Below are 17,821 nucleotides of genomic sequence, written 5' to 3'. Positions count from 1 at the left end.
CCGCTCCCACATTTGTTCCGCGTCGACTGCCAAATTGCGGCATCCCCAGCTTGTCAGTTCGCCCCTCCAACGCCACACTAGCGCTCATGAAGAACGTCAGCCCCAGCTACCTCAAGCATCACTTCCTGATCGCCATGCCTCACATGGCCGACCCGAACTTTGCGCACACCTTGACCTACATCGTCGAGCACACGGCCAATGGCGCCATGGGGCTGGTGGTCAACCGTCCGCAAGACCTGAACCTGGCCGATATCCTCGAGCAATTGCGTCCTGACATCGAGCCACCCCTGCTCTGCCAGCACGTGCCGATCTTTATCGGCGGCCCGGTGCAAACAGATCGTGGCTTTGTCCTGCACCCGTCGGGAAAAACCTTCCAGGCGACCGTTGATCTGGAAGGCGAGCTGTCCTTGTCCACCTCCCAGGACGTGCTGTTCGCCATCGCTGACGGCGTCGGCCCGGCCAAAAGCGTGATCACCCTCGGTTATGCAGGCTGGGAAGCTGGACAGTTGGAAGCCGAACTGGCCGATAACGCCTGGCTGACCTGCCCTTACGACGCCGACATCCTGTTCAACACCAGCAGCGAATCGCGCCTCGAAGCGGCGGCCCGGCACCTGGGGATCAACCTCAGCCTGCTGACCAGCCAGGCGGGCCACGCCTGATGGCCCTGCGACTGATTCTGGGTTTTGACTACGGCACCAAACAGATCGGCGTAGCGGTCGGCCAGGTGATTACCGGCCAGGCCCGCGAGCTGTGCACCTTGAAGGCACAAAACGGTATTCCCGACTGGAATCAGGTCGAAGCCCTGATCAAGGAATGGAAACCCGACGCCGTGGTGGTTGGCCTGCCGCTGAACATGGACGGAACGCCCAGCGACATGTGCCTGCGGGCCGAGAAGTTCGCCCGCCGCCTCAACGGCCGCTACAACCTGCCCTTCTATACCCACGACGAGCGCCTGACCACCTTTGAAGCCAAAGGCGAGCGGCGTGATCGTGGCGGGCAAAAAGGCAGTTACCGCGACAACCCGGTCGATGCCATCGCCGCCGCCCTGCTGCTGCAAGGCTGGCTCGACGAAAACACCGCACTGTTCGAATCCTGAAGAGTCGTCACCACGTCTCTCTATAGCGACAACCCGAGCCAAACCCCGCACGCACCGGCTCGGGCCCAAGAAGGAGCAACCATGAGCCTGCCCAATCCCGCCGAACTGATCAGCCAGATGGCGATCCGTCTCAAGGCACACCTGGAACACCGTGGCATCAGCGAACCGCGCTACATCGGTATCCGTACCGGCGGCGTCTGGGTCGCCCAGGCGTTGCTCGATGAACTGGGCAGCGACTCGCCGCTCGGCACATTGGACGTTTCCTTCTACCGCGACGACTTCAGCCAGAACGGCCTGCACCCGCAAGTGCGCCCGTCGGCCCTGCCGTTCGAGATCGAAGGCCAGGACCTGGTGCTGATCGACGACGTGCTGATGAGTGGCCGCACCATCCGCGCCGCCATGAACGAATTGTTCGACTACGGCCGCCCGGCCAGCGTAACGCTGGTCTGCCTGCTGGACCTGGACGCCGGCGAGCTACCGATCCGCCCGAACGTGGTCGGCGCGACGCTGGAGCTGGCCGCCCACGAACGGGTGAAGCTGTCCGGCCCTTCGCCGCTCGTACTTGAACTGCAAGACCTCGCCCTTTAATTCGCCCTATTGAGAGTCCCCCTCGCGATGACGCCTCTAGAAACCAAGCGCCCGCTGCAGCTCAATGATCAGGGCCAGCTGCGCCACTTCCTCTCGCTCGACGGTTTGCGCCGCGAGTTGCTGACGGAAATCCTCGACACCGCTGACTCGTTCCTAGAAGTCGGCGCCCGGGCGGTGAAGAAGGTCCCGTTGCTGCGCGGCAAGACCGTGTGCAACGTGTTCTTCGAGAACTCGACCCGCACCCGTACCACTTTCGAATTGGCGGCCCAGCGCCTGTCGGCGGACGTGATCACCCTGAACGTGTCCACGTCCTCGGCGAGCAAGGGCGAAACCCTGCTCGACACCTTGCGCAACCTGGAAGCCATGGCCGCCGACATGTTCGTCGTGCGCCACGGTGATTCCGGCGCCGCGCACTTCATCGCCGAGCACGTGTGCCCGCAAGTGGCGATCATCAACGGCGGCGACGGCCGTCACGCGCACCCGACCCAGGGCATGCTCGACATGCTGACGATTCGTCGGCACAAGGGCGGCTTCGAAAACCTCTCGGTGGCCATCGTCGGCGACATCCTGCACTCGCGCGTCGCGCGCTCGAACATGCTCGCGCTGAAAACCCTCGGTTGCCCGGACATCCGCGTGATCGCGCCGAAAACCCTGCTGCCGATCGGCATCGAGCAATACGGCGTGAAGGTTTACACCGACATGACCGAAGGCTTGAAAGACGTCGACGTAGTGATCATGCTGCGCCTGCAGCGTGAGCGCATGACCGGCGGCCTGCTGCCGAGCGAAGGCGAGTTCTACCGCCTGTTCGGCCTGACCACCGCGCGCCTGGCCGGGGCCAAGCCGGATTGCATCGTCATGCACCCGGGGCCGATCAACCGTGGAGTGGAGATTGAGTCGGCGGTGGCCGACGGCCCGCACTCGGTGATCCTCAACCAGGTCACCTACGGTATTGCGATTCGTATGGCCGTGCTGTCCATGGCCATGAGCGGGCAGACTGCCCAGCGCCAATTCGAGCAGGAGAACGCCCAGTGAAGCTCAGCATTCTCGGCGCCCGCGTCATCGATCCAACCTCGGGTCTGGATCAAGTTACCGATATTCATGTTGAAGCCTGCAAGATTGTCGCCTTCGGTGCCGCTCCGGCCGGTTTTGTTCCGGTCGAGACCATCGATGCCAAAGGCTTGGTCGCAGCACCCGGCCTGGTTGACCTGAACGTCGCCCTGCGCGAACCGGGTTACAGCCGTAAAGGTTCGATTGCCAGCGAAACCCGCGCAGCCGCTGCCGGTGGCGTGACCAGCCTGTGCTGCCCGCCGAAAACCAAACCGGTGCTGGACACCTCGGCTGTGGCCGAACTGATCCTCGACCGCGCCCGCGAGGCCGGCAACACCAAAGTCTTCCCGATTGGCGCCCTGAGCAAAGGCCTGGACGGCGAGCAGCTGGCAGAGCTCGTCGCCCTGCGCGATGCCGGTTGCGTAGCGTTCGGCAACGGTCTGGAGAGCTTCCGCAACACCCGCACCCTGTGCCGGGCGCTGGAATACGCGGCGACCTTCGACCTGACAGTGATTTTCAACTCCCAGGACCACGACCTGGCCGAAGGTGGCCTGGCCCACGAAGGCCCGACCGCGAGTTTCCTTGGCTTGCCAGGCATCCCGGAAACCGCCGAAACCGTAGCCCTGGCCCGGGACCTGCTGCTGGTCGAGCAAAGCGGCGTGCGTGCGCACTTCAGCCAACTCACCAGCGCTCGCGGTGTGGCCCTGATCGCTCAGGCCCAGGCCCGTGGACTGCCGGTGACCGCCGATGTGGCGTTGTATCAGCTGATCCTGACCGACGAAGCGCTGATCGACTTCAGCAGCCTCTATCACGTCCAGCCGCCGCTGCGCACCCGCGCCGACCGCGATGGCCTGCGTGAGGCGGTGAAGTCCGGCGTAGTTTCGGCCATCTCCAGCCATCACCAGCCCCACGAACGAGACGCCAAACTGGCACCGTTCGGCGCGACTGAACCGGGCATCAGCAGTGTTGAACTGCTGCTGCCATTGGCGATGACGTTGGTTGAGGATGGTCTGCTCGATCTGCCGACGCTGCTTTCGCGCCTGAGTGCCGGCCCTGCCGAGGCTTTACGCCTGCCGGCGGGCAAGCTGGCGGTGGGTGGCGCGGCGGATATCGTGCTGTTCGACCCGACGGCCTCGACCGTTGCCGGGGAAACCTGGCTATCCAAAGGCGAAAACTGCCCGTTTATTGGCCACAGCTTGCCGAGTGTGGTGCGGTATACGTTGGTGGATGGGCGGATTAGCCACCAGGCTTAAGACCGCGTCGCCTGCATTCGCGAGCAAGCCCGCTCCCACAAGGACCGCATCGATCCTGTGGGAGCGGGCTTGCTCGCGAAGGCTTACTGATAGACACCTCTTTTTTAGCGAGAGGCAGCCCGGTTACTGATGGTGTTCACCACGGACACCTGGGTATTGAGCGTCCAGAAGTCAAACAACACTCCCAGAAAGAACACCCCGCCCGTCACCAGGTACAGCAAACCGCTGATCCACTTGCCCTGATACATCCGGTGTACGCCGAATACCCCAAGGAACGTCAGCAGAATCCACGCCACGCTGTATTCGATCGGCCCGGCCTCAAAGCGCAGGTCGGCCTCACGGTCCATGGACGGGATCAGGAACAGGTCGATCAGCCAGCCGATGCCCAGCAAACCAAAAGTGAAGAACCAGATCGTCCCGGTCACCGGCTTGCCGTAATAGAAGCGGTGAGCCCCGGTAAAACCGAAAATCCACAGCAGGTAACCGATCAGTTTGCTGTGCGTGTCTTGATAGGCCACGGGGTGTTGATAGGTGTTCATGAGGGTCCTCGATTCACACGATAGATAAATATTGTTGAATTCTTTGTGACTTTTTTACAGGCGTCCGACGTATGGCAAATGCTACCTTCACTCCCGCCAAAGCCTTGTAGTACAAGCACTCTGTCCGACAATTGCGTCAACTCGCTGCTTATTTGGTTCCGTTGACCCCAAGGTCCAATCGACCAACGGCCTCGGAAGGGTCAAAAAAGCTGTTATAAAGTTGCGCGCTAACCCATATGAGCCTTGCCTAATGCGTCCATTTTTCAAGACATGGCTAACCATTTGCCTTTTGATGCCACTGGCCGCCCACGCCACCAATCGTGAGCAACGTCTTCCTAACGTTAATGGTTACACCCCGAAATCCCATGTTTCTGCTCCTTCGAGCAAAAACAAGCAAACTGCAAAACGCTCCACCACGCTGGCCACCGCCAACACCAAGCTGGTGCCACCGATGGCGACCAAGCAAAGCAGCAACGTGTTGAGTCGTGCAGTCAACGTCCTCGGTACTCCATACCGTTGGGGCGGCAGCAGCCCAAGTAAAGGGTTCGATTGCAGTGGTCTGGTGAAATACGCGTTTAACGACGCGACTTTCGACCTGCCACGCACCTCGAACGCTATGGCCAGCGGTCATGGCCAGAAAGTCGATCGCGCGGATCTGAAGCCGGGCGATCTGATTTTCTTCAACATCAAGAGCCGCCGGGTCAATCACGTTGCCATTTACCTGGGCAACGATCGCTTCATCCACGCGCCACGCCGTGGCAAAGCGGTGTCCATCGATACGCTGAAGAAGCCGTATTGGGAAAGCCACTATGTGGTGGCCAAGCGGGTTCTGCCGAAAGAACCGAACCAGATGCGCGTTGTTCAGCGCTGATTAGCGGCTTTCATCGTTCTTGAGGCCCCCTTCGCGGGCAAGCCTCGCTCCTACAGGTCATGCGCCATTTTCGCGGCACATACCATCCTGTAGGAGCGAGGCTTGCCCGCGAAGACGTTTCTGGACCGATCAAAAATTATCCGGTGACCGCGCCTTCTCCCGCGCATGCTCGCGGCTGATCAAACCCTTGGCCACCAGTTCCTTCAGACACATATCCAGTGTCTGCATCCCCAGGTTGCCCCCGGTCTGAATCGACGAGTACATCTGCGCCACCTTGTCCTCGCGGATCAGGTTACGGATCGCTGACGTACCGAGCATGATTTCGTGCGCCGCAATCCGTCCGCCGCCGATCTTCTTCACCAGCGTCTGCGACACCACCGCCAGCAACGACTCGGACAGCATCGAGCGCACCATCGACTTCTCGTCCCCCGGAAACACGTCCACCACCCGGTCGATCGTCTTCGCCGCCGACGTGGTGTGCAGCGTGCCGAACACCAAGTGGCCGGTCTCGGCTGCGGTCAATGCCAGGCGAATGGTTTCCAGATCGCGCATCTCGCCCACCAGAATCACATCCGGGTCTTCGCGCAACGCCGAGCGCAGCGCGGTAGCGAAACTGCGGGTATCGCGATGGACTTCGCGCTGATTGATCAGGCATTTGCGTGATTCGTGGACGAACTCGATTGGATCTTCGATGGTGAGGATGTGGTGATGGCGATGGTTGTTCAGGTAATCGATCATCGCTGCCAGGGTGGTGGACTTGCCGGAACCGGTCGGACCCGTCACCAGCACCAGGCCACGGGGGGCTTCGGTAATCTTGCGAAACACTTCGCCCATGCCGAGGTCGTCCATGCTCAGGACCTTCGACGGAATGGTCCGGAACACCGCGCCGGCGCCGCGATTCTGGTTGAACGCGTTGACCCGGAAGCGCGCCACGCCCGGCACTTCGAAGGAGAAGTCAGTTTCGAGGTGTTTCTCGAAGTCCACCCGCTGGGTGTCGTTCATGATGTCGTAGATCAGCTCGTGCACCTGTTTATGGTCCAGGGCCGGCAGGTTGATGCGCCGCACATCGCCATCGACGCGAATCATCGGTGGCAGGCCGGCAGACAGGTGCAAGTCGGACGCACCCTGTTTGGCGCTGAATGCCAGCAGCTCAGTGATATCCATAGCGCTCCTCAATTCCAGTAGAATGCCGCGAACCTTCAGACCGCCGGCGCCGAATCCTCGCCTGAAAAGTCGCCGAGCGATGATCAGGCAAGACAAAAGTTGGCGAAGAAGCGGAGTTGACGTCAGTCAATGAGCATTCTGAGCCGACTTTTAACGCCGCATGATCGAGTGCAGGCACTTTTCAGGCAGGATTTGATGTCCACGATAGCAGACAACATTCTCCAGGTTAGTTCGCGCATACATGCGGCAACAGTTGCTGCCCACCGCGACGAGCACAGCGTCCAGCTGCTGGCTGTGAGCAAGACCAAGCCCGCCCAAGCTCTGCGTGAAGCCTACGCCGCCGGGCTGCGGGACTTTGGCGAGAACTATCTGCAGGAAGCCTTGGGCAAACAGCTCGAATTGGCCGACCTGCCCTTGATCTGGCACTTCATCGGCCCCATTCAATCGAACAAGACTCGCGCTATCGCCGAGCACTTCGCTTGGGTGCATTCCGTGGATCGTTTGAAAATCGCACAACGCCTGTCCGAACAACGTCCTGCCGATCTGCCGCCGCTGAACATCTGCATCCAGGTCAACGTCAGCGGCGAGGACAGCAAGTCCGGCTGCACCCCGGCCGACCTGCCAGCCCTGGCCAAGGCCATCAGCGAATTGCCGCGCCTGAAGTTGCGCGGGCTGATGGCGATCCCCGAGCCGACTGAAGATCGCGCCGCCCAGGACGCCGCTTTTGCTGCCGTGCAGCACCTGCAAGCCAGCCTCGAACTGCCGCTCGACACGCTTTCCATGGGCATGAGCCACGACCTCGAGTCGGCCATCGCCATGGGCGCCACGTGGGTCCGCATCGGTACAGCCCTGTTTGGCGCTCGCGGCTCTCAACAAATGCATGGCCAGCCTTGAACAATGGCTGACTCCTCTCTTTATAAGGACCTGACATGAGCAAGACTCGTATTGCCTTTATCGGTGCCGGCAACATGGCCGCCAGCCTGATCGGTGGCCTGCGCGCCAAAGGTCTGGACGCGGCCCACATCCGCGCCAGCGATCCCGGCGCTGACACCCGCGCTCGCGTGAGCGCCGAGCACGGCATCGAAGTATTCGCCGACAACGCCGACGCCATTCAGGACGCCGACGTGGTCGTGCTGGCGGTCAAACCCCAGGCAATGAAAGCCGTGTGCGAAGCCATTCGCCCAAGCCTCAAACCGCATCAATTGGTGGTGTCCATCGCCGCCGGCATCACCTGCGCCAGCATGAACAACTGGCTCGGCGCCCAGCCAATCGTGCGCTGCATGCCCAACACCCCGGCGCTGCTGCGTCAGGGCGTGAGCGGTTTGTTCGCCACGGCCGAAGTAACGGCCGAGCAACGCCAGCAGGCCCAAGAGCTGCTGTCCGCCGTCGGCATCGCGCTGTGGCTGGACGAAGAACAGCAACTGGATGCGGTGACCGCCGTTTCCGGCAGTGGCCCGGCGTACTTCTTCCTGTTGATCGAAGCCATGACTGCGGCCGGTGTGAAACTCGGCCTGCCGGCGGACGTCGCCGCGCAACTGACCGTGCAAACCGCCCTGGGCGCCGCACACATGGCGGTTGCCAGTGACGTGGACGCTGCGGAACTGCGTCGCCGCGTGACCTCGCCTGCGGGCACCACGGAAGCAGCGATCAAGTCGTTCCAGGCCGGGGGCTTCGAAGCCCTGGTCGAAACGGCACTCGGCGCCGCTGCACATCGCTCGGCCGAGATGGCCGAACAACTGGGTCGCTAATCAGCTCTTACAAAGGAATCAATGATGCTCGGACTCAATGACGCTGCCGTTTTTATCATCAAGACGCTGGGCAGCCTGTACCTGCTGATCGTGCTGTTGCGCTTCATCCTGCAATTGGTTCGGGCGAACTTCTATAACCCGCTCTGCCAGTTCATCGTCAAAGCCACTCAACCGCTGCTCAAGCCGCTGCGCCGGGTCATCCCGAGCATGTTCGGGCTGGACATGTCGTCGCTGGTGTTGGCGCTGATCATTCAAATGCTGCTGATCGCGGTGATCCTGCTGCTCAAAGGCTTCATGGTCGACTGGGTGCTGTTGGTGCCTTGGGCACTGATCGCGCTGTTCTCGCTGTTCTTGAACATCATTTTCTACGCGATGATCATCAGCGTGATCCTGTCCTGGGTCGCCCCGGGCAGCCACAATCCTGGCGCCGAACTGGTGGCTCAGATTACTGAACCGGTACTCGCCCCGTTCCGCCGGATCATTCCGAACCTGGGCGGTTTGGATATCTCGCCGATCTTCGCGTTTATCGTGATCCAGTTGCTGCAGAGCTGGCTGATCCCGCGCCTGGCGTACTTTGCGTTCATGCCGCAGGGTTTGCTTGGGCTGATCTGATCCAGAGCGCTGACCGCGTTATCGTTCTTCGCGGGCAAGCCTCGCTCCTACAGGACCTATGCGATTCCCTGTAGGAGCGAGGCTTGCCCGCGAATGCCGCACCTCGGTCCAACTGAATGAAATCAGGCCTGCCGTTCGCTTGCTGCTAAGGGCAGCGGTCTTTAGACTTACGCCTCATTTCAACGAGAGCAGGGTCGATGCCAACTGCCTTTCCCGCCGATTCTGTTGGTCTGGTGACGCCGCAAGTGGCGCACTTCAGTGAACCCCTGGCCCTGGCCTGTGGCCGTTCGCTCCCAGCTTATGACCTGATCTACGAAACCTACGGCACGCTGAACGCCACGGCGAGCAACGCCGTGCTGATCTGCCACGCCTTGTCCGGACACCATCACGCTGCCGGTTTCCACAGCCCCGACGACCGCAAACCCGGTTGGTGGGACAGCTGCATCGGCCCCGGTAAACCGATCGACACCAGCAAGTTCTTCGTGGTCAGCCTGAACAATCTCGGCGGCTGCAACGGTTCGACCGGCCCGAGCAGCATCAATCCGGAGACCGGCAAGCCATTCGGCGCCGACTTCCCGGTGCTGACCGTGGAAGACTGGGTCCACAGCCAGGCACGCCTGTCCGACCTGCTCGGCATCAGCCAGTGGGCGGCGGTGATCGGCGGCAGTCTCGGCGGCATGCAGGCCTTGCAGTGGACCATCACTTACCCCGACCGCGTGCGGCATTGCCTGGCCATCGCCTCGGCGCCGAAACTGTCGGCGCAGAACATCGCATTCAACGAAGTGGCGCGCCAGGCGATCCTCACCGACCCCGAGTTCCACGGCGGTTCGTTCCAGGAAGCCGGCGTGATCCCCAAGCGCGGCTTGATGCTGGCGCGGATGGTCGGGCACATCACCTACCTGTCCGACGATTCCATGGGCGAGAAATTCGGCCGTGGCCTGAAGAGCGAAAAGCTCAACTACGACTTCCACAGCGTCGAGTTCCAGGTCGAGAGCTACCTGCGTTATCAGGGCGAAGAGTTCTCCGGGCGTTTCGACGCCAACACGTACCTGCTGATGACCAAGGCGCTGGATTACTTCGACCCGGCGGCGAATTTCGACGATGACTTGGCGAAAACCTTCGCTGGCGCCACGTCCAAGTTCTGCGTGATGTCCTTCACCACCGACTGGCGCTTCTCCCCTGCCCGCTCCCGGGAACTGGTGGACGCGCTGATGGCGGCCAAAAAAGACGTGTGCTACCTCGAGATCGACGCTCCGCAAGGCCACGACGCCTTCCTGATTCCGATCCCGCGCTATCTGCAGGCGTTCAGCAATTACATGAACCGAATTAGTTTGTGAGTAAGCCATGAGAGCTGATCTGGAAATCATCCAGGAATGGATTCCCGCCGGTAGCCGCGTGCTCGACCTCGGTTGCGGCGACGGCGAACTGCTGACCTGGCTGCGGGACAACAAGCAAGTCACCGGCTATGGCCTGGAAAACGACGCGGACAACATCGCCGAGTGCGTGGCCAAGGGCATCAACGTGATCGAGCAGGACCTGGACAAGGGCCTCGGCAACTTTGCCAGCAACAGTTTCGACATCGTGGTCATGACCCAGGCCCTGCAAGCCGTGCATTACCCGGACAGGATCCTCGACGAAATGCTGCGGGTCGGTCGCCAGTGCATCATCACGTTCCCCAATTTCGGTCACTGGCGCTGCCGCTGGTACCTGGCGAGCAAGGGCCGGATGCCGGTGTCCGAGTTCCTGCCGTACACCTGGTACAACACGCCGAACATCCACTTCTGCACTTTCGGCGACTTTGAAGAGTTGTGCCGCGAACGTGAAGCGAAGGTCATTGATCGGCTTGCCGTGGATCAACAGCACCGACACGGGTGGGCCAGTAAGCTATGGCCTAATCTATTAGGTGAGATCGGTATCTACCGCGTCAGCAGCCCAGGGCTGCAAGACCACAAGGTCGCGGTCTGAACCACGCCATTTCAAGGAGAACGATCATGGGTCGTCTAGCGCTGTTTCTACTTACTGCCTGCCTGAGCGTCACTGCCATGGCCGCCGACATCATCAAGGGCGAGCGCCAGGAAACCTTTGGCGACGTGACGGTGCATTACAACACCTTCAACTCCACGTTCCTGACACCGGACATCGCCAAAGCGGCGGAACTGGTGCGCAGCAAGAACCAGGGCGTGATCAACATTTCGGTGATCAAGGACGGCAAGCCGCTGATCGCCCAGGTCAACGGCACGATCAAAGACCTCACCAGCCAAAGCGTGCCACTGAAATTCAAACAGATCACCGAACAAGGCGCGGTTTATTACATCGCGCAATATCCGGTTGAACAGCAGGAAGTCCGCACCTTTGAAATCAAGGTGCAGAACGGCGACAAAATCAACACCATCAACTTCAACCAAGAGCTTTTCCCCGGCGAATGATGAACTTCACGCAACTCGTACTGGCCAGCCATAACGCCGGCAAACTCAAGGAACTTCAGGCCATGCTCGGCGCATCGGTGCAACTGCGCTCGATCGGCGAGTTCAGCAGCATCGAGCCTGAAGAAACCGGCCTGTCGTTCGTCGAAAACGCCATCCTCAAGGCCCGCAACGCCGCGCGCATCTCCGGCCTGCCGGCACTGGCCGATGATTCGGGGCTGGCGGTGGATTTCCTTGGTGGCGCGCCGGGGATTTACTCCGCTCGTTATGCCGACGGCAAGGGCGATGCGGCGAACAACGCCAAGCTGCTAGAAGCTATGAAAGACGTGCCTGAAGCCGAGCGCGGCGCGCAGTTCGTTTGCGTCCTGGCGCTGGTGCGGCATGCCGACGATCCGCTGCCGATCCTGTGCGAAGGCCTGTGGCACGGGCGCATACTGACTGCGGCCAGCGGTGAACACGGTTTTGGCTACGACCCGCTGTTCTGGGTGCCCTCTCGCGATTGCTCCAGCGCCGAGTTGAGCCCAAGCGAAAAGAACCTCATCAGCCACCGCGCCCGTGCAATGGATCTGCTGCGCCAGCGTCTAGGCTTGATATGACCCACGACTCATCCGCGTCGCCACTGATCTTCGGTGGCGCCGCACAATCGCCTCGGGCCGCGCTGCCTACGCTGCCGCCCCTGGCGCTGTACATCCACATCCCGTGGTGTGTGCGCAAATGCCCTTATTGCGACTTCAACTCCCACACTGCCAGCCCCGTGCTGCCGGAAGAAGAGTATGTCGACGCATTGCTGGCCGACCTCGATCAGGATTTGCACGCGGTCTACGGCCGCGAGCTGAGCTCGATCTTCTTCGGCGGCGGCACGCCGAGCCTGTTCAGCGCCGAGGCGCTGGGCCGTTTGCTCAAAGGTGTGGAACAGCGCATCCCGTTTGCCAGCGACATCGAAATCACCCTGGAAGCCAATCCCGGAACCTTCGAACAAGAGAAGTTTGTCGCCTACCGCGCGCTGGGCATCAATCGCCTGTCGATCGGCATCCAGAGCTTCCAGGAAGAGAAACTCAAGGCCCTGGGACGGATTCACAACGGTGACGAAGCGGTCCGAGCCGCCGGCATGGCCCGTCAGGCCGGGTTCGACAACTTCAACCTGGACCTCATGCACGGTTTGCCCGATCAGTCCTTGGACGATGCGCTGAGCGACCTGCGCCAGGCCATCGCCCTGAAGCCGACTCACTTGTCCTGGTATCAGCTGACCCTGGAGCCGAACACGGTGTTCTGGAACCAGCCGCCGACGCTGCCGGAAGACGACACGTTGTGGGACATTCAGGAAGCCGGGCAAGCGCTGCTGGCCGAGCACGGTTACGCGCAATACGAAGTTTCGGCTTATGCCCAGCCCGGTCGTCCCGCTCGGCATAACCTCAACTATTGGAGTTTCGGCGACTTCATCGGCATCGGTGCCGGCGCCCACGGCAAGCTCAGCCACCCGGACGGGCGTATCGTGCGCACCTGGAAGACCCGCTTGCCGAAGGATTACCTCAACCCGGCCAAAAGCTTCAAGGCTGGCGAGAAGGCCCTGACCAATGACGAGTTGCCGTTCGACTTCCTGATGAACGCCCTGCGCCTGACCGACGGCGTCGAATCGCGCCTGTATCCGGAACGCACCGGGCTGCCCTTGGAAAGCCTCGCCGAAGGGCGCCGGGAAGCCGAACAAAGCGGCCTGTTGCAGGTCGAACCGTCACGTCTGGCGGCCACCGAGCGCGGACAACTGTTCCTCAACGACTTGCTGCAGACATTTCTGAGCTGATTTCAGCCTTAAGGGAAAACCAATGGATTTGATCCTCGACCTGCTCGCCACCGTGTCCCGCTGGAGCCGCAGCAACCTGTCGGAAATCTCTCTGGCCTTGGTGGGCTGCTTGCTGGTGCTGTTCGGCGCAGACATCAAAGGCTGGGTCGAACAACGCCTGGGCGGCATCGCCGGCGCCTTGCGCGTCCCGCTGATGTCCCTGCTGTGCATGGTCGGCAGCGGCGTCGCACTGATCTACGCCACGCCGTGGATCATCAAAGGCCTCAGCCAGTTCAACAACTACAGCCTCGCGCCGGTGTTGTTGGTGGTGCTGGTGCTGATCGGCGTAGTGGCTGACCGCCGCTGAATTCCGAACACACCACAAAACAAATGTGGGAGCGGGCTTGCTCGCGAAGGCGGTGTGTCATTCGACATTAAAGTTGAATGACACGACGCCTTCGCGAGCAAGCCCGCTCCCACATGGGGTGTTGCGTTACGGCTTAGGACTGTTTTTCGAACTTCAGGTCCCACACGCCATGTCCAAGTCGTTCGCCGCGGCGTTCGAACTTGGTGATCGGGCGTTCGGTCGGGCGCGGCACGCATTTGCCGTCTTCGGCGAGGTTGCGGTAGCCCGGCGCGACGTTCATCACTTCCAGCATGTACTCGGCGTACGGTTCCCAGTCGGTGGCCATGTGCAGAATGCCGCCGACCTTCAACTTGCTGCGCACCAGTTCAGCAAACGACGCCTGAACGATACGGCGCTTGTGGTGACGGCTCTTGTGCCACGGGTCCGGGAAAAACAGCATCAGGCGATCGAGGCTGTTGTCGGCGATGCAATGGTTGAGCACTTCGATCGCGTCGCAATCGTAGACCCGCAAGTTGGTCAGGCCTTGGGTCAGCACGCCATTGAGCAGCGCGCCGACACCCGGACGGTGAACTTCCACACCGATGAAATCCTGCTCAGGCGAAGCCGCGGCCATTTCCAGCAGCGAATGGCCCATGCCGAAGCCGATTTCCAGCGAACGCGGCGCCGAGCGGCCGAACACCTGGTCGAAGTCCACCGGCGCATCGGCCAACGGCAGGACGAACAGCGGCGTGCCCTGCTCCAGGCCTTTTTGCTGGCCTTCGGTCATGCGCCCGGCGCGCATCACGAAACTCTTGATGCGGCGGTGTTGGCGCTCTTCGCCTTCTTCCGGCTGGATAGGCGTTTCGTTCGATTCAGTCATCAATGGCTCTTACTTGATCAGACCATCCAGCGGCGAGGAAGCGCTGGCATAGAGTTTTTTCGGCATGCGGCCGGCGAGGTAGGCCAGGCGACCTGCAACGATCGCATGTTTCATGGCTTCGGCCATCATGATTGGCTGCTGGGCGTGGGCGATGGCCGAGTTCATCAGCACCGCTTCGCAACCCAGTTCCATGGCGATGGTGGCGTCGGAGGCGGTGCCGACACCGGCATCCACCAACACTGGAATTTTGGCTTCTTCGAGGATGATCTGCAGGTTGTACGGGTTGCAGATCCCAAGACCGGTGCCGATTAGGCCGGCCAGCGGCATGACTGCGATAACGCCTATTTCCGCCAGTTGACGGGCGATGATCGGGTCATCGCTGGTGTAGACCATCACGTCGAAGCCTTCCTTGACCAGCACTTCGGCGGCCTTGAGGGTTTCGATCACGTTAGGGAACAGGGTTTTCTGGTCCGCCAGCACTTCCAGCTTCACCAGGTTGTGGCCACCGAGCAGCTCACGGGCCAGGCGGCAGGTGCGCACGGCCTCGGTCGCGTCGAAGCAACCGGCGGTGTTCGGCAGGAAGGTGTAGCGATCCGGCGACAGGACTTCGAGCAGGTTCGGTTCGCCCGGGTTCTGGCCCAGGTTGGTGCGACGCACGGCGAAGGTGACGATCTCGGCACCCGAGGCTTCGATGGCCAGGCGGGTTTCTTCCATGTCGCGGTACTTGCCGGTACCTACCAGCAAACGCGACTGGTAAGTACGACCGGCCAGGACGAAGGGCTTGTCGCTACGAACGATGCTCATGGGAAATCCTCTGTAGGGGTGAGGTTCTTGCAGAATTTTGTGCCCTTGCGGGCCGGGCGACTAGCCGCCGCCGATGGCGTGCACCACTTCGACACTGTCGCCGTCGTTCAGCGTGGTGTCGGCATGCTGGCTGCGCGGGACGATATCCAGATTGAGTTCGACCGCCACCCGGCGTCCGGTCAGATCCAGACGGGTCAGCAGGGCCGCAACGGTTTCACCGTCGGGCAGTTCAAGGGATTCGCCGTTCAACTGAATGCGCATGCAAGAAGCCGCCATCATTTTTAGGGGCAGGCATTCTAGCCCGATCGGTCAGACTGACCCAAGCCATTCGTCTTGAAACACGATCTCTGTAGGAGCGAGGCTTGCCCGCGAAGGCGTCGTATCAGTCGATGATGGTGGCGGCTGTTACGACGCTTTCGCGGGCAAGCCTCGCTCCTACAAGTCAGCTTAACCGCCAGGCGGCGAGGCCCAGGCAGAACCAGCCGATCAGAAATGCCAGGCCGCCGAAGGGGGTGATGATGCCGAGCTTGCTCACGCAAGTGATCGTCAGCAGATACAAACTGCCGGAAAACAGCAGAATGCCGATGGCAAACGACGCGCCGGCCCAGGTGATCAAGCGCCCCGGAATCTGCGTTGCCAGCAACGCCACGCCCAGCAGCGCCAGGGTGTGTACCAGTTGGTAGGTAACGCCAGTGTGGAAAATTGCGAGGTATTCCGGCGTCAGACGGTTTTTCAAGCCGTGTGCGGCGAACGCGCCAAGGGCAACGCCGGTGAAGCCGAAGAAAGCGGCCAGCATCAGAAAGCCACGCAGCATGAAGAACTCCAGTCAGACTCGATCAACAGGGTCTGTATAATGGCCCGCTCAACGGGTTCGGCCAAGCCATCTCTATGCTGCGTTTAATTTTGCGACGATTCACAAAGGCCCTGCTCTGGTTCGCGGGCGGCAGCGTGTTGTTGGTTCTGATTTTTCGCGTAGTGCCGCCACCGGGCACGGCGCTGATGGTCGAGCGCAAGGTCGAATCCTGGTTCGATGGCGAGCCCATCGATCTGCAACGCACCTGGAAACCCTGGGATGAAATCTCCGACGACCTGAAAGTCGCGGTGATTGCCGGCGAAGACCAAAAGTTCTCTGAGCACTGGGGCTTTGATTTCGGCGCAATCCAGGCGGCGTTTGCCCATAACGAACGCGGCGGCACGATTCGCGGTGCGAGTACGTTGAGCCAGCAGGTGTCGAAGAATCTGTTTTTGTGGTCCGGCCGCAGCTGGCTGCGCAAAGGCCTGGAAGCCTGGTTCACCGGGTTGATCGAAGTGTTGTGGCCCAAGCAGCGGATTCTTGAGGTGTACCTGAACAGCGTCGAATGGGATGACGGGGTGTTTGGCGCCGAAGCGGCGGCCCGGCATCACTTTGGCGTGAGCGCCAAAGGTCTTAGCCGTCAGCAATCGAGCTTGCTGGCCGCTGTACTGCCAAACCCGAGGGTATGGAGTGCTAGCCACCCAACCAATTATGTTGCACGGCGGGCCGGATGGATTCGTCAGCAGATGAGTCAACTCGGTGGTGATAGCTACCTTGTAGGACTCAATGATTCACGGCGAGCGCCCTGGGCCCAATAACGCCGCAAATCCCCTGTGGGAGCGGGCTTGCTCGCGAATGCGGTGCATCAGCCAACATCATTGCTGGATGACACGACGCATTCGCGAGCAAGCCCGCTCCCACAGGGGTTATGTGTTGAGCACAGAAACAAAAACGCCCCGATCATCACTGATCGGGGCGTTTTTTATTGGCGGTTCGCCGGTTAGGCGGCGATCGACAACTTGAGCTTGTTCATCGCGCTCTTCTCAAGCTGACGAATACGCTCGGCCGACACGTTGTACTTCTGCGCCAGGTCGTGCAGCGTGGCTTTTTCTTCTGCCAGCCAGCGCTGGTAGAGGATGTCACGGCTGCGGTCGTCCAGCACTTCCAGCGCTTCGTGCAGGTTGTGGTTGGAGTTGTCGCTCCAGTCGGCATCTTCCAGTTGACGGGCCGGGTCGTACCGGTGGTCTTCCAGATAGTTGGCCGGCGATTGGAAAGCGCTGTCGTCGTCCGCTTCTGCGGCCGGGTCGAAGGCCATGTCATGGCCGGTCAGACGACTTTCCATCTCGCGCACTTCGCGCGGCTCTACACCGAGGCTTTCTGCCACACGGTGGACTTCCTCGTTGTTCAGCCACGCCAGACGTTTCTTCTGGCTGCGCAGGTTGAAGAACAGCTTGCGCTGGGCCTTGGTGGTCGCGACTTTCACAATGCGCCAGTTGCGCAGGATGAACTCGTGAATTTCCGCCTTGATCCAGTGCACAGCGAACGAAACCAGGCGCACACCCATTTCCGGGTTGAAACGCTTAACAGCCTTCATCAGGCCGACGTTACCTTCCTGGATCAGGTCAGCCTGAGCCAGGCCGTAGCCGGAATAGCTACGGGCAATGTGTACGACAAAACGCAGGTGGGCGAGCACCATCTGCCGAGCCGCCCCCAAATCCTGCTCATAATAGAGACTCTCGGCCAGTTCACGCTCCTGCTCCGGCGTCAGCAATGGAATGCTGTTCACCGTGTGCACATAGGCCTCCAGGTTTGCGCCTGGAACCAGAGCATAAGCAGGTTGCAAAGAAGTGGTCATACGAAAAAACCTCCGACTTACATAA

At 60.9% G+C, this 17,821-nt stretch carries 23 protein-coding genes; 16 read left to right on the top strand and 7 right to left on the bottom strand.

The genetic code is table 11. The annotated features are described in order from the left end of the window. The first annotated feature begins 86 nt into the window (after positions 1 to 86). From NK667_RS29525 to NK667_RS29505, 5 genes are all read left to right on the top strand, one after another. A complete protein-coding gene (locus NK667_RS29525) occupies positions 87 to 659 on the top strand; it encodes a YqgE/AlgH family protein (RefSeq protein WP_054044400.1) in 573 nt (190 codons plus the stop codon). After that, on the top strand, positions 659 to 1,096 hold the full coding sequence (gene ruvX, locus NK667_RS29520) for a Holliday junction resolvase RuvX (protein ID WP_005792259.1): 438 nt from the start codon (positions 659 to 661) through the stop codon (positions 1,094 to 1,096). The genes NK667_RS29525 and ruvX overlap by 1 nt, the downstream gene beginning before the upstream one ends. An 81-nt stretch (positions 1,097 to 1,177) precedes the next feature. Then, a complete protein-coding gene (gene pyrR / locus NK667_RS29515) occupies positions 1,178 to 1,684 on the top strand; it encodes a bifunctional pyr operon transcriptional regulator/uracil phosphoribosyltransferase PyrR (protein WP_054044401.1) in 507 nt (168 codons plus the stop codon). A 27-nt stretch (positions 1,685 to 1,711) separates the two neighbouring features. After that, positions 1,712 to 2,716, top strand: a complete 1,005-nt coding sequence (locus tag NK667_RS29510) for an aspartate carbamoyltransferase catalytic subunit (RefSeq protein ID WP_007897943.1) — start codon at positions 1,712 to 1,714, stop codon at positions 2,714 to 2,716. Beyond that, the gene (locus NK667_RS29505) at positions 2,713 to 3,984 is read left to right on the top strand and encodes a dihydroorotase (RefSeq protein ID WP_054616925.1); all 1,272 of its coding nucleotides are present in this window, start codon (positions 2,713 to 2,715) and stop codon (positions 3,982 to 3,984) included. The genes NK667_RS29510 and NK667_RS29505 overlap by 4 nt, the downstream gene beginning before the upstream one ends. 104 nt (positions 3,985 to 4,088) lie before the next feature. Here the strand turns inward: NK667_RS29505 and NK667_RS29500 are convergent, their stop codons facing one another. Then, positions 4,089 to 4,523 (bottom strand): NINE protein, encoded by a 435-nt coding sequence (locus NK667_RS29500; RefSeq protein ID WP_054044405.1) that lies wholly within the window; start codon positions 4,521 to 4,523, stop codon positions 4,089 to 4,091. A 250-nt stretch (positions 4,524 to 4,773) separates the two neighbouring features. Between NK667_RS29500 and NK667_RS29495 the strand changes: the two genes are divergently transcribed. Then, on the top strand, positions 4,774 to 5,394 hold the full coding sequence (locus tag NK667_RS29495; protein WP_054044406.1) for a C40 family peptidase: 621 nt from the start codon (positions 4,774 to 4,776) through the stop codon (positions 5,392 to 5,394). Positions 5,395 to 5,523: 129 nt separating this feature from the next. Here the strand turns inward: NK667_RS29495 and NK667_RS29490 are convergent, their stop codons facing one another. Beyond that, positions 5,524 to 6,558, bottom strand: a complete 1,035-nt coding sequence (locus NK667_RS29490) for a type IV pilus twitching motility protein PilT (RefSeq protein WP_054616926.1) — start codon at positions 6,556 to 6,558, stop codon at positions 5,524 to 5,526. 195 nt (positions 6,559 to 6,753) lie between these two features. On the opposite strand from NK667_RS29490, the gene NK667_RS29485 reads away from it, so the two are divergent. The 9 genes from NK667_RS29485 (at position 6,754) to NK667_RS29445 (ending at position 13,485) form a co-directional block, all read left to right on the top strand. Next, complete coding sequence (locus NK667_RS29485) at positions 6,754 to 7,452, top strand: YggS family pyridoxal phosphate-dependent enzyme (RefSeq protein ID WP_054616927.1); 699 nt, start codon at positions 6,754 to 6,756, stop codon at positions 7,450 to 7,452. 35 nt (positions 7,453 to 7,487) lie between these two features. Further along, on the top strand, positions 7,488 to 8,306 hold the full coding sequence (gene proC / locus NK667_RS29480) for a pyrroline-5-carboxylate reductase (RefSeq protein WP_054616928.1): 819 nt from the start codon (positions 7,488 to 7,490) through the stop codon (positions 8,304 to 8,306). 24 nt (positions 8,307 to 8,330) lie between these two features. After that, the gene (locus tag NK667_RS29475) at positions 8,331 to 8,918 is read left to right on the top strand and encodes a YggT family protein (RefSeq protein WP_054044414.1); all 588 of its coding nucleotides are present in this window, start codon (positions 8,331 to 8,333) and stop codon (positions 8,916 to 8,918) included. Positions 8,919 to 9,115: 197 nt separating this feature from the next. Then, a complete protein-coding gene (gene metX, locus NK667_RS29470) occupies positions 9,116 to 10,255 on the top strand; it encodes a homoserine O-succinyltransferase MetX (RefSeq protein ID WP_054044416.1) in 1,140 nt (379 codons plus the stop codon). Between the two features lie 7 nt (positions 10,256 to 10,262). Next, positions 10,263 to 10,883 (top strand): methionine biosynthesis protein MetW, encoded by a 621-nt coding sequence (gene metW / locus NK667_RS29465; RefSeq protein WP_054044417.1) that lies wholly within the window; start codon positions 10,263 to 10,265, stop codon positions 10,881 to 10,883. Positions 10,884 to 10,909: 26 nt separating this feature from the next. After that, positions 10,910 to 11,344 carry a DUF4426 domain-containing protein gene (locus NK667_RS29460; RefSeq protein ID WP_054044419.1) on the top strand — a complete coding sequence of 145 codons (435 nt, stop codon included), beginning with the start codon at positions 10,910 to 10,912 and terminating at the stop codon, positions 11,342 to 11,344. After that, positions 11,341 to 11,937: an RdgB/HAM1 family non-canonical purine NTP pyrophosphatase gene (gene rdgB, locus NK667_RS29455; protein ID WP_054616929.1), complete on the top strand. Its 597-nt coding sequence runs from the start codon at positions 11,341 to 11,343 to the stop codon at positions 11,935 to 11,937. Before NK667_RS29460 ends, rdgB begins: the two co-directional genes overlap by 4 nt. Then, positions 11,934 to 13,139 (top strand): radical SAM family heme chaperone HemW, encoded by a 1,206-nt coding sequence (hemW, locus tag NK667_RS29450; protein ID WP_054616930.1) that lies wholly within the window; start codon positions 11,934 to 11,936, stop codon positions 13,137 to 13,139. Before rdgB ends, hemW begins: the two co-directional genes overlap by 4 nt. 22 nt (positions 13,140 to 13,161) lie before the next feature. Further along, positions 13,162 to 13,485: a DUF3392 domain-containing protein gene (locus NK667_RS29445; protein ID WP_054044425.1), complete on the top strand. Its 324-nt coding sequence runs from the start codon at positions 13,162 to 13,164 to the stop codon at positions 13,483 to 13,485. A gap of 133 nt (positions 13,486 to 13,618) precedes the next feature. Here the strand turns inward: NK667_RS29445 and trmB are convergent, their stop codons facing one another. From trmB to NK667_RS29425, 4 genes are all read right to left on the bottom strand, one after another. Next, positions 13,619 to 14,344, bottom strand: coding sequence for a tRNA (guanosine(46)-N7)-methyltransferase TrmB (trmB, locus tag NK667_RS29440; protein WP_054616931.1), 726 nt, complete (start codon positions 14,342 to 14,344; stop codon positions 13,619 to 13,621). A 9-nt stretch (positions 14,345 to 14,353) separates the two neighbouring features. Further along, complete coding sequence (locus tag NK667_RS29435) at positions 14,354 to 15,148, bottom strand: thiazole synthase (protein WP_008068101.1); 795 nt, start codon at positions 15,146 to 15,148, stop codon at positions 14,354 to 14,356. A gap of 60 nt (positions 15,149 to 15,208) precedes the next feature. Continuing rightward, the gene (gene thiS, locus NK667_RS29430) at positions 15,209 to 15,409 is read right to left on the bottom strand and encodes a sulfur carrier protein ThiS (protein ID WP_054044430.1); all 201 of its coding nucleotides are present in this window, start codon (positions 15,407 to 15,409) and stop codon (positions 15,209 to 15,211) included. A 181-nt stretch (positions 15,410 to 15,590) separates the two neighbouring features. Next, entirely contained in the window at positions 15,591 to 15,962 is a 372-nt protein-coding gene (locus NK667_RS29425; protein ID WP_054616932.1) for a DUF423 domain-containing protein, read from the bottom strand. Positions 15,963 to 16,036: 74 nt separating this feature from the next. Between NK667_RS29425 and mtgA the strand changes: the two genes are divergently transcribed. Continuing rightward, complete coding sequence (gene mtgA / locus NK667_RS29420; RefSeq protein WP_054044435.1) at positions 16,037 to 16,759, top strand: monofunctional biosynthetic peptidoglycan transglycosylase; 723 nt, start codon at positions 16,037 to 16,039, stop codon at positions 16,757 to 16,759. A gap of 182 nt (positions 16,760 to 16,941) precedes the next feature. On the opposite strand, the gene rpoH is transcribed toward mtgA, so the two are convergent. Continuing rightward, positions 16,942 to 17,796, bottom strand: a complete 855-nt coding sequence (gene rpoH, locus NK667_RS29415; RefSeq protein WP_003176698.1) for an RNA polymerase sigma factor RpoH — start codon at positions 17,794 to 17,796, stop codon at positions 16,942 to 16,944. Between the last annotated feature and the right edge of the window lie 25 nt (positions 17,797 to 17,821).

Source organism: Pseudomonas nunensis (assembly GCF_024296925.1).
GTDB lineage: Bacteria > Pseudomonadota > Gammaproteobacteria > Pseudomonadales > Pseudomonadaceae > Aquipseudomonas > Aquipseudomonas nunensis.
This window is presented reverse-complemented; position numbering and strand designations above follow the sequence as displayed.